Below are 15,438 nucleotides of genomic sequence, written 5' to 3'. Positions count from 1 at the left end.
TCTATGTTTATACAAATAAAATGATTTAGGAGTGAAGAAATATGAACACTTCTTCTAGGACAAGAAAAACTAAAAATCTTGGATTTTTTTTAAGAATTTTTAGTTTAATAATTATTGTTTCTGCAATAATAATTTCAGTAGTGTTTAGTGCTAAATATGTTGAAAATAATAGTAAATTAAGTATTGAGTTTGCTGGTGGTTATCAAACACAAGTTCAATATGAGGGTAAAGGTAAACAAAAAGATGTTATTAATTTATTAAAAGACAGAGTTGATCCTTTAGGTACTAGTAACGTTTATATTGAAAGCATTACTAGCAGTAATCATAATAAGTATAATTTAGCGTTGAGTAAAGATGCGGGAGTTGATATTTCTACTTTTGTTCACAGTGTATCACGACGTGGTTATTCTTATATTGTTGATAAAGATGGTAATGACTTATTAGCAACCGAAAAGAAAGATGACAAAGCTACTACTTGAACAAAAAGAGATAAAAGATTATTAACTAGTGATGTTTTTTCTGCTATTAAAGCTGTTAATAATTCTGTTACTCATCGCCCAGAACTTGTTTTTGATGTTAAAAATGATTCAGTTTTAAAAGAACTTACTTCTGCCAAAGAAAATACATTTTATATTTATTCAGATATTGGTCAGTTATTTGATTATATTCGAAGTAGTATGGAGGGTATTCGCTCCCTTGCTTTTATAATTGATAATCTTAAAAATGATACTGATGGTAAGATTAAAGCATCATTAACATCATTATTAGATAATAATACACCAGGTCTTGGTAAAGGTACTGATATTTTAGCTAGAGCTAAAGCACAAGACCCTACTTTAGCACGACTATTAAATCCTAATCAAAATGGTCAATTTGGTATTAATTGAATTTATTCTGATAATTTAGGTTCAGTTCATAGTCTTTCTGTTGATACTAATGATGAAAAAAATACATATGATCCTGCTAATCGTTTTGATCCTTTTGCTTCTCCTATTGTTGGTTCACCTATGAATGCATGATTGCCTTATATTAAAGATTTACTACGTTTACCAGATGTTTCAGATATTTTACATGAAGATGTTATTGATTATCGTTATATTCCATATTGAGTTGGTGAAGTTAAAGTAACTAGCAATAGTATTTTAATTAATTCAGATACTTTTAATCTTGAAACAGTTGAACAAATGAAAAGTGTTTTAACATCAGGATTGTCAAAAAATAATTTTACTATGTTATCTTATGCTAATGTTAGTCCAACGCTAGGTGCAACATCTTTAAAAATTGCAGTTGTTATTATTATATTAGTTACCTTTGTTCTTATGACTATTGTTCTGTTTTATTATCGTATGTTAGGAGTTATTGTTCTAATTATAATATCATTATTTTTATTATTTACTATTGTTAGTTTTGTTTTCATTAATGGTATAATTGCTCCTGAAAGCGTAATTGCTTTAATTATTGGTTTTGCATTATTATTAGATACGATTATTAATTTGTTGGAACGTTTTAAAAATGAATATATGCAAGGTAAAACTTTGATTAGTGCTTTTAAATCAGCAAATAAGAAAACATTATCCTCTTCATTAGATTGTAGCGCTATTATTTTAATTGTTAATTTAACTATTTTCTGATTTGGAACTCGTGCTATCAAAGGTTTTATTATTATGACTTCTATTGCTACTTTTGGTGTAATTATTTTTGGAATTATCTTATTAAGATTAATGTTATGAACATTATTACGAAATAACTGGTTAGAAAATAAACCTCAACTTTTAGGAACTAATAATATTAGTAGAAAAAGGACTATAGTTTTAAATAATTTAATAGATACAAATAATATTAAAACTGATGATAAAAAAATAAAAAAACAATTAATTTCAGAAAAATGTCAGCTTCAAATTAATTATAAAAATAAAGTTAAAGAATTAATTAAAAAATTTAAAGTTGATAAGCAGCAATTAAAAAAAGAACATAGTAAATCAAGATCAGTTTATAAGTCAAAAGTAAAAGATTTAAAATTAAATCTTTCACAAGAAATTAATAAACTGAAACAAGAATTAATTAATGCATTAAAACCGTTAAAAATTCAAATAGTTAAAACAAAAGACAAAAAAATATTAGTTAATTTTAAAAATGTTTTTTCAAAACTTAAAATAAGTAACTGAAATTATTTTCATAAATTAACAAAATGAATTCTTTCGGGCTCTGCTGTTATTGTTCTTGCTTCAGGTATTACTTATGGTGTAATTGGTTCTAATTTTGGTTCTGGTTTTGATCAACGAACTGATTTTGTTGGAATGGGTACAATTACTCAAGATCCAAGTGATCCTAGTTACAATATTATTAAAGAAGCAGAATTAGCAAAAGATTTTATTAGTAAAGAAATTCAAAATAATAGTCAATTTAGTAAATATTTTAAAAATATTAATTTTTCCTTAATTGCTGGTGGTGAAGGAAAACCATATCAGTTTAAAATTATTGTTCAAACAACAGTAAATTCTCAAAGTATGCAGCAAAGGTTTAAGAATTTTTTAGGGGAGATTACTAGAAATTGAAAACAAGAATCTATTTTACAATGAGGAGAAATTGATCTAGTTGTTGCTAAGTCAGGTGTAGATTTATTAGTTAATATGATTATTTCAATTGCTTTATCTTTTATTGTTATTTTAATTTATATTATTATTAGATTTCAATTAACTTATGTTATTCCTTTAATTTTAGCTATTATTTTTAGTTTACTAATGACACTTGCTATTATTAGTATTTTCCAAATTGTAATTTCTACTTCAATTGTTGGAATATTATTGGGAGTAATGATTTTAACAATAATTAGTATTATGTCAATTTTTGATAATATTCGTGAAATTAAGATTAATAATAATCAAACACAAGTTATTAGCACAGAAGAAATAATTGAAATTTCAAATAAAAGTGTTCAAAAGGCTTTACCAAGAACATTAGTTATTAATGGTGTAGTGTTAATAACATCAGTAATTGTTATGTTTATTATTCCTAGTTTCTGAATAGTTAGTTTATCATTATTAATAGGTTGTATAGTAAGTTTAGTATCATCTTACTTTATTGCTCCTTTTATTTGAACTTATTTTGAGAAATGAAGAGTTTATAGATATAAAAAACGTATTAATAAAATTAAAAAACATTTCATTGGTGCAGATGAATATGTTATTAAAGGTATTAATGAATAGGTGGTTGCAATGACAAAAGAATCATTAAAAAAAAATATTATTAATATTCCTGATTTTCCAATTAAAGGTATCCAATTTAAAGATATTAACCCAATATTAAGTAATCCAGAAGCATTTCAAAGTGTTGTTAATATTTTTGTAGATTTTATTAAAAAATGTGGAGCAACAGCAATTTTAGCACCTGAAGCAAGAGGATTTATTTTTGGTGCTGCTATAGCATATAAGTTGGGTATCAAATTAGTTCTTGCACGCAAAAAAGGTAAATTACCAGGTAAAACCTATAAAGTAACTTATGATTTAGAGTACGGTACTGCTATATTAGAAATGCAGCAAAATGTACTTTCAACAAAAGATAAAGTAGTAATAATTGATGATTTGATTGCAACTTCAGGAACAATTAATGCTTGTCTTAATTTAATAAAACAAAGTAATGCTCAATCAGTTGGCATTGCTACTTTAATTTCGCTTTCTGAATTTGCTAATAAACATCATTTTGATAATATTCCGCTGTTAGAAATAATTCAGTTTTAATAAGTAGTAAATAATGAATAATTTAACTTGTAAAGATTTTAACCAATTATTAGCGGAAGCAAAAACATTTATCAAAGATCCTAAGCAAATTACAAAAATTAAAGTAGCTTATGAATATGCATTATTAAAACATAAAGATCAATATCGAAAGAATGGTGATCCTTATATTTATCATGTTTTATCAACAGCATATAATTTAGTATTATGACATTTAGATGTCTCTTCAATACAAGCAGGCTTTTTACATGATATTTTAGAAGATACACCAACAACTTTTGATGAGTTAGCAGCAGAATTTGGTTTGGAAGTTGCTAATTTAGTTTTAGCTGTAACTAAAGTTAGTCATTTTGCAAAAGAAAAAAGAAATGAAATTAAAGCTAATTATTTACGTAAATTATATTTAAGTTTAGCTCATGATATTCGTGTCATTATTATTAAAATGGCAGATCGTTTACATAATATTAGAACTATTAATTTTTTAAATCCCGAAAAACAAATAATTATTGCTAAAGAAACTTTAGAAGTTTATGCTTCTATTGCTCATCGTCTAGGTATGCGTAAATTACAATCAGAACTAGAAGATCGTTCTTTTGCAGTATTACATCCTAAAGAATATAAAAAAATTGATAACCTTATTAATTTGGATCGTGAAAAACGTGAAAAATTAGTTAATGAAATTATTAAAGAATTAAGTAAAACATTATCACAACATAAAAATTTAATTTTTAAAATTTATGGTCGTAGTAAACACTTATATTCTATTTATCGTAAAATGTATTATTTTGGAAAAGATTTTGATGATATACATGATATTTTAGCAATTAGAGTTGTTACTAATTCTATTGATAGTTGTTATGCCATTTTGGGTTATATTCATCAAAGTTTTACTCCTGTTCCGGGTAGATTTAAAGATTATATTGCAACACCAAAAAATAATATGTATCAATCATTACATACATCTGTTGTTTTTGATAATGAAATTTATGAATTACAAATTAGAACTGAAGAAATGGAAGATTTTGCTGAAGCAGGTGCAGCTTCGCATTGAAGATATAAAGAAGGGGAAAATAAAAATCCTAAGAAACGTCAAGCAGAAATTGATGAAAAATTAAATATTTTTCAAGAAATATTAAATTTAAATGACTTAAATCCAAATGTTGATGAAAACATATTAGCAGATAATATTGCCAAAGATAATAATTTAGAAAAAGAAATTCGACAAGATATTTTTAGTGATTTAATTTATGTATTAACTCCAAATGGTAATGTTATAACATTACCATTTGGTTCAACTGTTTTAGATTTTGCTTTTAAAGTTCATACTGAAATTGGTGAAACAACAGTAGGTGCAAGAATAAATGGTATTTATTCTCCTATTAATACTGTTTTAAAATCAGGTGATATTGTTGAAATTAAAACTGCAAAAACCGCACGTCCTTCTCGTGATTGATTAAATATTGTTAAGACCAATTTTGCTCAACATAAAATAAAAAAATATTTAAATAATCAGCAAGAAAAATTTAATCAAGAAAATAAAATTAAAGATACAGAAAACAAAGAGAAAATAAAAAAAACAAAGGAAAAAATAGAAGAATATATTATTGAAAATCACATTCGTTGAAAAATTGCAAAACGTAATGTTATTATGTCAAGAATTAGATCATTAAAATATAAAACGTATGAAGATTTTTGCTTAGATGTTGCTAATGGAACTTATACAATTGAACAGGCGGTTACTACTATTTTATATAGTGATTCAGCAACATTTCAAGAATTAAAAACTAAACAACAAACAACAATGAATTTAAGTAGTAATAATGAAATTATTATTGAAAATGCCCCCAATACTAAAACATCATTGGCTCATTGTTGCTTACCTATCCCTGATGAACCAATTGCGGGTTATATTACTAAAGGGCAAGGTATTAAAGTTCATCGTTTAATTTGTCCTAATGTTAGTTTGCCAGAGCGTAAAGAACGTATTATTGATACTAAGTGAAATTTATTAGCAACCAGTCATCATCTTTATAATTCAAAAATTCAAATTCAATATTTAGATCGACCAGCATTGATGACTGATGTTTTAAATATTTTGGGCTATTTAAAGGCACAAATTCAAAGTATTGATGCTAATAATAAGCTTAAGGAAAATCATGGAAGTTTAAAAATTTTAATTAAAGTTTCTAATATTGAACGTTTACATCAAATTATTTCATCAATTAAAAAAATTCCTGATATTATTGCAATAAACAGAATAATTATGTAATATTTTAGTATAATATTTTCAGCATTTAAAAGTAAATTTAGGGTAAACATTAGGAGACAGTGTGGTTGGTGCAAACATTTGTTAACTAATTTTATGACATTAAATAGCTTGTATTATTAATTAATTAAATATGATAAATTATAATTAAGTGCATTTACTTTGTAAATGAATTAGGATGGTACCGCGTTAAGAAACGTTCCTAAAATAAAGGAACGTTTTTTTAGAAGATTTATTTTTATTAAAAGGAGTAAAAAAAGTATGCAATTTCAAAAAGCAAGAGGAACACGTGATATGTATAATGAAGAGGTTATTATATATCGTAATATTATTAAATCTTTAACACAGTGTGCAATTAAATATAATTATCAAGAATTTATTACTCCTATTTTTGAAAATGCTCAACTATTTTTACGAGCTGTGGGAGATACAACTGATATTATTCAGAAAGAAATTTATCAATTTAATGATAAAAATGATAGATTATTAGCTCTTCGTCCTGAAGGAACAGCAGGTATTGTTCGTGCTATAATTGAAAATAAATTATATAAATCTAAGCAAACGTTAAAGTATTTTTATTATGGTTCAATGTTTCGATATGAAAGACCTCAAAAAGGGCGTCAACGTCAATTTAATCAATTTGGTATCGAAACTGTTGGTGTTAAACATCCTTTAGTTGATGTTGAAGTAATGATGATGGCCCTAGAAATGATAAAAAGTTTTTCAATACCAAATTTAACTTTAAATATTAATTATTTTGGATCTAATGAAACAAAAAATAAATATCAAATAGCACTTAAAGAACAATTATTAAATCAAAGTAAGCAATTGTGTGAAAATTGTCAAATTAGAGTTAATGTATCGCCACTAAGAGTTCTTGATTGTAAAATTTGTACTAAATTAAATTTAGAAATACCATATTTAAATGATTTTTTAACTAATGAAGAAAAAACATATTTTACAAACATTATTAATAGTTTAAAAAATAATAAAGTTAATTTTATTATTGATGAGCATTTAGTTCGTGGTTTAGATTATTATAATGGTATTATTTTTGAAATAACTACTATTGATTCACGAATTGGTGAAAGTCAAAATACTTTACTTGGTGGTGGTAGATATGATAATTTATTTAATGAATTGGGCTCACCATTAAAAATACCTGCTATTGGTTTTGCAATTGGTATTGAAAGATTAATGTTATTATTGGTAGAAAATAAAAATATTAATAAACCACCAATTATTGATTTACAAATTATTGCTTTAAGCGAATTAGGATTAATAATGGCTTCCGATTTATTATTACAATTACGTAAAGAAAATTATCATATTGATATGGAATATAATTTATATCAAGATAAAAATAAGTCACAGATTATTGATCGTAGTTTAGCCAAAAATATACTATTTTTAAAAGAAAAAAATCAGGTTAGTTTTTATTCTTTTGTTAAAAAAGAAATGATAAAATTAATTTTTGATACTGAACAGCAATTACTTAGTAAGGTTAAAAATCTATTATTAGAGGAGAATGAAGAATATGGAAAAACTCTTTAGAACTCATACATGTGGTAATTTAACGCAGGGTGATATTACAAAAGAAATTATTATTAGTGGTTGAGTTAAAGATATTCGTATTAATAAATTTGGTATTTTTATTGATTTACGTGATATGTATGGAACAACACAAGTCATTGTTAAACCAGATAACGGATATTATCAAGAAATAAAAAATGTTAAAGTTGAATCTGTTTTAAAAGTAATTGGAACAGTTGTCTTACGAAAAAATAAAGATGCAAAAACTGCTAATGATATGATTGAAGTAGTAGCAAAAGATATTGAAATATTAAGCAATTCTATTAATTTACCATTTGTTATTAAAAATGATAATACGCTTGCTAGTGAAGAATTACGTTTACAATATCGCTATTTAGATTTAAGAAGACCAGCAATGAATTATAATATTAAATTTAAACACCAAGTTCTTAGTTGCTTACGAACATTTTTGAATCAAAATAATTTTTTAGAAATTGATACTCCTTGCTTAACAAAATCAACACCAGAAGGTGCTCGTGATTTTTTAGTTCCTGCTCGTATTCAAAAAAAACATTTTTATGCTTTACCACAATCACCACAAATTTATAAGCAATTATTAATGATATCAGGTATTGACAAATATTATCAAATTGCTAAATGTTTTCGTGATGAAGATTTTCGTGCTGATAGACAACCCGAATTTCAACAATTAGACTTAGAAATGGCATTTACTACTAGTAAAGAAATTAAATTAATAGTAGAAAATATGCTAATAAGTCTTTTTAATACTTTAAAAATTGGTAATATTCCCTCAACATTTTCATCGATTACCTATGATCAAGCAATGGATTTATATGGTAGTGATAAACCTGATTTGCGTTGTACATGTAAGTTAATAAATATTAATATTAACAATAATAGTGATGGATTTATTTATAAGGGTTTTATAGTTAATGATAAAATGAATGAAACAACTATAAAAAAATTAACAGAAATTAGCAATCAGCATGGAGGAAAAACATTAATAATTTATGACTTAATTAAGAAAAAAATTATTCATAATAATTCTAAAGTAAAGTTTGATGATTTAGTTTTAGCAGAAGAAATATCAAAAATAAAATATAATAATTTTTTAATTTTCGCATATGAACAACAAGATGTTGCTAATAAAGTTATGGGTGCTATTAGAAGTTTTTATATTAATGATTTGTCAAAACGAATTAATCATAAAGATTTTATGAATAATATTGAAAACTTTGAATTTATTTGAATTATTGATTGACCAATGTTTGAACAGGAAGAAAATAAATGACAAGCTTGTCATCATCCTTTTACAAGTCCAAAAAATCCTGAAAAATTATTAGATATAAAAAATAAAGATTTAGGAACTTTAACTGCAGATGCTTATGATTTGGTTTTAAATGGTTTTGAAATTGCTGGTGGGAGCATTAGAATTCATGATTATAAATTACAGAAAAAGATTTTTGAATTATTAGATTTAAGTAAAACAAAAATTGAAAATAAATTTGGTTTTTTCTTATCAGCTTTTAATTACGGAGTTCCTCCACATGGTGGTATTGCTTTTGGCATTGATCGTTTATTAATGATTTTAATTAAGAATGAATCAATTCGTGATACTATTGCTTTTCCTAAAAATAATCGTGGTATTTGTTTATTAACAAATAGTCCTAGTGAAATTTCATCTGATCAGTTATCAATATTAAATTTGGAATTTAAGAAGTAAAATCTTAATTTTAAAGTGATTAGAAGTTTAATAAAATTAGAAAATATAAATATTAAAAATCTCTAATGAAAAATAATTAAATTGTTTTTCATTAGAAATTAATTATGTAATTTAATTGAAATCAATTTTTCAATAATGTTAAATTAATAATTATTAATTTCAATTATATTTTTTTGATATTTGTTAATATTCAAGTTCAATAAATGGTTTACTATCTTTGGTTTTTAGATGTCATATAGCTGGTAAATTTTTTTGAACTAAAGTAAAGACATTATTTGGTGGTAAGCATTTATAAAGTGAACCATCATTAGTTTTAGTTTTTCCATCTCCGTTTCATGTAGTAACATATAAAAAATTTGTATTTTTATTAAAAACTAATGATAGTACTCCCCCTTTTATTCCAGACATTGGTTTAAAGTTTGTTTCTCCTGCTAAACATTTGTAAACTTCACCATTACTTAGGAGATTGATATGAACCAGTTCAAACTCCTGCATAAATATTATCATCATTGTCAAAAGTTAAAGAAGAAACAGATTTATTTATACCATCCATTTGAGGCTTTTTAGAAATCTGTGTATCTTTGTTTTACAAAGTACTAGTTCAGATTAATTCTGTCTTCAAATTTTATCATAAAATGAGCAATTGCTGTATTTCAATTTTGAATAGGCAATGTTCATTTTTTTGTTATATTTTCAATTGCTAAATAAAATATTTTAAAAACTGACATATCATTAGGAAAAGCTTTTTTGTTTCTAATAACTTTTCGTAATTGACTATTAACAGATTCAATAGCATTTGTTGTATAAATTACTCTTTTGATTTCTGCAGGATAACTAATAAAAATCATCAAATTTTCTCAATTTTTATATCAAGATTTAGCAATTTGGGGATATTGTTTATTTCATTTACTTTCAAATGATTCTAAAGCTTGCATTGCTTGTTCTTCACTACATGCACTATAAATTGGTTTTAAATCTGTAACTAGAGTTTTTCGATGTTTGTATGAAACATATTTTAAACTATTTCGAATTTGATGAACAATGCATAATTGATGTTCTGTTTTAGGATAAACTGCTTGTATTGCTTCTGACATGCCTGTTAAATTATCACTACAAGCAATCAAAATATCATTTAAGCCTCGATTTTTCATTTCTGTGAAATTAGCTAATCAAAATTTAGCACCTTCATTTTCACTAATTCATAAGCCTAAAACATCTTTTTTACCTTCTAAATCAACTCCTAATGCTATATAAACTGATTTATTAATAATCCGTTTATCTTGTCGAACTTTAACTACTATACAATCAAAATAAACAATCGGATAAACGCTTTCTAATGGTCGATTTTGTCATGCTTTGACATCATCAATAACATCATCAGTAATTTGACTAATAACACTTTCACTAATATCAGCACCATGATATAACTCTTGTAACTGCATTCTAATGTCAGATAGAGTCATACCTTTTGCATATAGTGAAAGCACTTGTTGATCAAAACCATCAAATCTTCGCTGTCTTTTTGCAACTATTACAGGAGTAAAATCACTATTGCGATCTCTTGGTACATCAATCTCAATTTTACCTTGTTGAGTTATTAATTTTTTTGAACTTGTACCATTACGAGCATTTTCAGTATTACTATGTTGATTTTTTTCATATCCTAAATAATTTTGCATTTCAGAATTCAACATTTTTTCAACTAAACGTTTTGTTAATTCTTTATATAAACCCCCTTCTTTAAAAACTGTTGTTAAATCTTCAGTATTTTCTAATAATAAATCTACTGCTTTGGCAATGTTTAGTAATCTGTGTAACTTACAAAAATAACTATGTTTAATTAATTCTAGTAAATATAATTAAATGACTAGAAAGAGTGAGTTACAGATGGCTAAAAAACAAAATATTAATAATAATGATCCAATATCAAAAGCAGTAGATTTATTATTAGAAAATACTGAAGATTTAACAACAGTTTTTAAAGAAGGGGGTTTATATAAAGAATTAACAAAACGTTTAGTTGAAAAAATGTTGAATTCTGAAATGCAAAATTATTTAGGATATGAAAAAAATCAACATAGTAATACTGAAAATGCTCGTAATGGTACAAGTTCAAAAAAATTAATAACTCAACAAGGTAAAATTGAGATTGATGTACCAAGAGATCGCAATAGTGATTTTACTCCTGTAATAGTTGCAAAAAGACAGCGAAGATTTGATGGTTTTGATCAACAAGTGCTTTCACTATATGCAAAAGGTATGACTCTATCTGACATTAGAATGCAGTTACAAGAGTTATATCATGGTGCTGATATTAGTGAAAGTGTTATTAGTCAAATTACTGATGATGTTATTGATGATGTCAAAGCATGACAAAATCGACCATTAGAAAGCGTTTATCCGATTGTTTATTTTGATTGTATAGTAGTTAAAGTTCGACAAGATAAACGGATTATTAATAAATCAGTTTATATAGCATTAGGAGTTGATTTAGAAGGTAAAAAAGATGTTTTAGGCTTATGAATTAGTGAAAATGAAGGTGCTAAATTTTGATTAGCTAATTTCACAGAAATGAAAAATCGAGGCTTAAATGATATTTTGATTGCTTGTAGTGATAATTTAACAGGCATGTCAGAAGCAATACAAGCAGTTTATCCTAAAACAGAACATCAATTATGCATTGTTCATCAAATTCGAAATAGTTTAAAATATGTTTCATACAAACATCGAAAAACTCTAGTTACAGATTTAAAACCAATTTATAGTGCATGTAGTGAAGAACAAGCAATGCAAGCTTTAGAATCATTTGAAAGTAAATGAAATAAACAATATCCCCAAATTGCTAAATCTTGATATAAAAATTGAGAAAATTTGATGATTTTTATTAGTTATCCTGCAGAAATCAAAAGAGTAATTTATACAACAAATGCTATTGAATCTGTTAATAGTCAATTACGAAAAGTTATTAGAAACAAAAAAGCTTTTCCTAATGATATGTCAGTTTTTAAAATATTTTATTTAGCAATTGAAAATATAACAAAAAAATGAACATTGCCTATTCAAAATTGAAATACAGCAATTGCTCATTTTATGATAAAATTTGAAGACAGAATTAATCTGAACTAGTACTTTGTAAAACAAAGATACACAGATTTCTAAAAAGCCTCACTGCTTTTGATATTGGATCATTATTATTAATATTTTGTTTTTTAGCCATCTGTAACTCACTCTTTCTAGTCATTTAATTATATTTACTAGAATTAATTAAACATAGTTATTTTTGTAAGTTACACAGATTACTAAACATTGCCATCCATTTTTTTAAAAGTATTTTGATTTTTTTGATATTTATAAACGTTACCTTTAAAACTACTTTCTCTAGTACCTATATAAACATTTTCATTTTTATAAATAGCTATTGTTCATATTTCACCATATATTCCTAATATTGGTTTAAAGTTTGTTTCTCCTGCTAAACATTTATAAATAGCACCATGTTAAGAACTATTTCTAGTTCCAAGATAAAGATTACCTTTTGTATCAGTTGCTAAAGAACATATTTCACCAGGTATTATTAAATTTATTTTTGGAATTATAATTTTTTTATTATTATTTTTTATTTCTGCTTGTTGTTGATTTTCTATTAACTGTGTTTCTAATTCTGTAATTTTATTTGCAAGATTTGTAATTATTTTTCTTTTATCTAATGCATCTCTTTCTGATTTTGCATAGAGATCACTTATTTCTTTTAAATCATCAAGAGTTTCTTGTAGTTTTTTATTTAATTTTTCAATTTTGGTTTTATATTTACCTGAATTGTAAAATTAAAAAGGACACTTATATAAAAATTAAATTGTGTTAATTCTATAATTAAGAAAAGAAAGGAATTAGCACAATGTATAAGTATCTGACTATTGAATCAATAATAGCAATAAAAGAATATAAAAGTTATGGATTTTCGATTCGTAAAATAGCAAAAGCCATTGATTATAGTAAATCAACTGTACATAGAGTTTGTAGATTATTAAATCAAAACTTATTGCCATTAGAAATATTGAATAAAATTCAAAAAAATAAACAAAATGCAGGTAGAAAATTAATAATTTTAACTTTAATAGAAATTAATACTATTAATCATTTGTTAATTACTAAAAATTATGCTCTTGATATAATTGCTAATTTTTTAAAGGAAAATAAAATAAAAAGTATTTCAACAAAAACTTTATATAACATGTTTAAAACAAATCGAATGGGTTTTGATGAAAATAACTTATTGAGAAAAGGAAAAAATAAACCTCACAAACAAAAAGAAACTAGGGGCAGAATTAATAATTGTAAGTCTATTCATGAAAGAAATTTAATCATTCCTAATATTAAAAATATAGAAGAATTTGGTCATTTAGAGGGTGATACTATCATTGGTAAAGATCATAAAAGTTCTATTATTACTTTAGCTGATATATGATCAAAAACCACAATTCCTTTAGCAACTAAAAATAATAAATCAGAAAATATTACAAAAAGTATAATAAAATTTATTTCAAAGTTACAAAAAGGAACAGTTAAAACTATTACTTTTGATCGTGGTAAAGAATTTAGTAAATGAAAATTAATCGAAAAAAATTGTAATGTTAAGATTTATTTTGCAGATCCTGGTAAACCTTGTCAAAGAGGTTTAAATGAAAATAATAATGGTATTTTAAGAAGATATTTACCAAAATCTACAGATCTATCTTCATATAAACAAAAAGATTTAAATACTATAGCATTTCAAATTAATTCTACACCCAGAAAATCATTTTAATTTTGTAGAAAAGTATGGATGACCAAAAATTATTCATCAATTTACACTTAAAATATTATTTTTAATTAAAAATTTGTTAAAAGTAACATTATTTAGTGTAAAAATTCTCTAAAAATAACACTTTATCATGTATCATTACTTTTCTACAAAATTAAAGGAAAATCACTATCTTATAAAAGACCAATAGATTTAATACAATTATTTTAAAAAACTGTCCCATTTATATTTACAATTCAGGAAATACAAAAGTTTATACATTTTTTCTTTAATTTTGTAGAAAAGTAGTGGTATTAGTAAAATTAGCAAAAATATATTTTTATATGGTATTTTTAATATTAAAGAGGTGATTTTAAATGAATAAAAATACAGTAAAAGAAATTTTAAATAATTTGTCTGATAAAGATTTTATTGAGATTTTTAGAGAAAATAAAACTAGAATTAAACAAATTGAGAAAAAAGAAAAATTTGAAGCAGTCGAACAAAAATTCAAAGAGAAAGGGATTCAATGTCCAGATTGTAGTTCTTTTTTGTGTACTAAATATGGTAGTAAAGATTATAAGCAAAGATATAAATGTAAAAGTTGTAATATTACTTTTCATGCTTTTAAAAATCATTATTTTTATTGAAGTCATTTATCTCATGATCAATGAGATTTATTGATACAAATAGCTACTTTAGGTCAATCTGCTTACATTATTTCTCAATTTATTAATACTACAAATAAAACTGCCTGATTTAATCGTCAAAAATTTATGAAATCAACACAATTAGTAAAAACACAAAATCAATTTGTAAAATTAAAAGCTAGAATTGAAGTTGACGAAACTTTTATCAAAGAAATTCATAAAGGAAACTTTAAAGATCCAAATGATCCAAGAAAACAATGAATTGAAGAAAATGCTAAAGATTTAAATTGTTGTATTCAAATGGCAATTGATGAAAACCGAAATATCTATGCTCAAACAACAAATACTAAAAGATTAAATAAAAAATGAGTACAAGAAAACTTAACATCAAAACTTATCGAAGAAAATTCAATTATAGTTTGTGATATGCAAGTATTATATGATACAGTAGCTAAACAAACTAAATCCACTATCCAGCAGTTTAAATCAAAAGAAAATAAAGAATTAAATTATAAAAAATTAAGTAATGTCAGTAAAATACAATCAAGTTTAAAAGAATTTATTACTCATTACCATGGCATTGGATTTACCAATATTCAAAATTACCTCAATTTATGGAAATGAAAATATCAAAACTACGGATTAACCCCTTATCAAAAATCCAATGTGTTATATTTCAGTTTGTAAAAAAAATAAATCCCAAAATTTAATAAAATCAAATTTTAAGTCAA

The 15,438-nt window shown here is 24.6% G+C and carries 11 protein-coding genes; 8 read left to right on the top strand and 3 right to left on the bottom strand.

What is annotated here, in order from left to right; translation table 4 throughout:
* The first annotated feature begins 41 nt into the window (after nt 1–41).
* From secDF to aspS, 5 genes are all read left to right on the top strand, one after another.
* Nucleotides 42–3,206, top strand: a complete 3,165-nt coding sequence (secDF, locus tag AAHH39_RS09325) for a protein translocase subunit SecDF (protein ID WP_342217863.1) — start codon at nt 42–44, stop codon at nt 3,204–3,206.
* A 9-nt stretch (nt 3,207–3,215) separates the two neighbouring features.
* On the top strand, nt 3,216–3,737 hold the full coding sequence (locus tag AAHH39_RS09320) for an adenine phosphoribosyltransferase (protein ID WP_342217862.1): 522 nt from the start codon (nt 3,216–3,218) through the stop codon (nt 3,735–3,737).
* 13 nt (nt 3,738–3,750) lie between these two features.
* On the top strand, nt 3,751–6,003 hold the full coding sequence (locus tag AAHH39_RS09315) for a RelA/SpoT family protein (RefSeq protein ID WP_342217861.1): 2,253 nt from the start codon (nt 3,751–3,753) through the stop codon (nt 6,001–6,003).
* 258 nt (nt 6,004–6,261) lie between these two features.
* Entirely contained in the window at nt 6,262–7,554 is a 1,293-nt protein-coding gene (gene hisS / locus AAHH39_RS09310; RefSeq protein WP_342217860.1) for a histidine--tRNA ligase, read from the top strand.
* Nucleotides 7,538–9,277 carry an aspartate--tRNA ligase gene (aspS, locus tag AAHH39_RS09305; RefSeq protein ID WP_342217859.1) on the top strand — a complete coding sequence of 580 codons (1,740 nt, stop codon included), beginning with the start codon at nt 7,538–7,540 and terminating at the stop codon, nt 9,275–9,277. Before hisS ends, aspS begins: the two co-directional genes overlap by 17 nt.
* A gap of 183 nt (nt 9,278–9,460) precedes the next feature.
* Here the strand turns inward: aspS and AAHH39_RS09300 are convergent, their stop codons facing one another.
* Nucleotides 9,461–9,787: a hypothetical protein gene (locus tag AAHH39_RS09300; RefSeq protein ID WP_342217858.1), complete on the bottom strand. Its 327-nt coding sequence runs from the start codon at nt 9,785–9,787 to the stop codon at nt 9,461–9,463.
* Nucleotides 9,788–9,873: 86 nt separating this feature from the next.
* Nucleotides 9,874–11,076 (bottom strand): IS256 family transposase, encoded by a 1,203-nt coding sequence (locus tag AAHH39_RS09295; RefSeq protein ID WP_425288927.1) that lies wholly within the window; start codon nt 11,074–11,076, stop codon nt 9,874–9,876.
* Between the two features lie 88 nt (nt 11,077–11,164).
* Here AAHH39_RS09295 and AAHH39_RS09290 point away from each other — a divergent pair, with 88 nt between their 5' ends.
* Nucleotides 11,165–12,403 carry an IS256 family transposase gene (locus AAHH39_RS09290; protein ID WP_342219293.1) on the top strand — a complete coding sequence of 413 codons (1,239 nt, stop codon included), beginning with the start codon at nt 11,165–11,167 and terminating at the stop codon, nt 12,401–12,403.
* Here AAHH39_RS09290 and AAHH39_RS09285 read toward each other — a convergent pair.
* On the bottom strand, nt 12,390–12,518 hold the full coding sequence (locus AAHH39_RS09285) for a hypothetical protein (RefSeq protein ID WP_342217857.1): 129 nt from the start codon (nt 12,516–12,518) through the stop codon (nt 12,390–12,392). The genes AAHH39_RS09290 and AAHH39_RS09285 overlap by 14 nt on opposite strands.
* 654 nt (nt 12,519–13,172) lie before the next feature.
* Between AAHH39_RS09285 and AAHH39_RS09280 the strand changes: the two genes are divergently transcribed.
* Nucleotides 13,173–14,081 carry an IS30 family transposase gene (locus tag AAHH39_RS09280; protein ID WP_342217856.1) on the top strand — a complete coding sequence of 303 codons (909 nt, stop codon included), beginning with the start codon at nt 13,173–13,175 and terminating at the stop codon, nt 14,079–14,081.
* Between the two features lie 353 nt (nt 14,082–14,434).
* Nucleotides 14,435–15,394 carry a transposase-like zinc-binding domain-containing protein gene (locus AAHH39_RS09275; RefSeq protein ID WP_342217855.1) on the top strand — a complete coding sequence of 320 codons (960 nt, stop codon included), beginning with the start codon at nt 14,435–14,437 and terminating at the stop codon, nt 15,392–15,394.
* Nucleotides 15,395–15,438 lie beyond the last annotated feature (44 nt).

The sequence above is a fragment of the Spiroplasma endosymbiont of Amphimallon solstitiale genome (assembly GCF_964030965.1).
Lineage (GTDB): Bacteria > Bacillota_I > Bacilli_A > Mycoplasmatales > VBWQ01 > Spiroplasma_E.
Note: the sequence above shows the minus strand (reverse complement) of the source record. Positions and strands in the feature narration are given on the sequence as shown.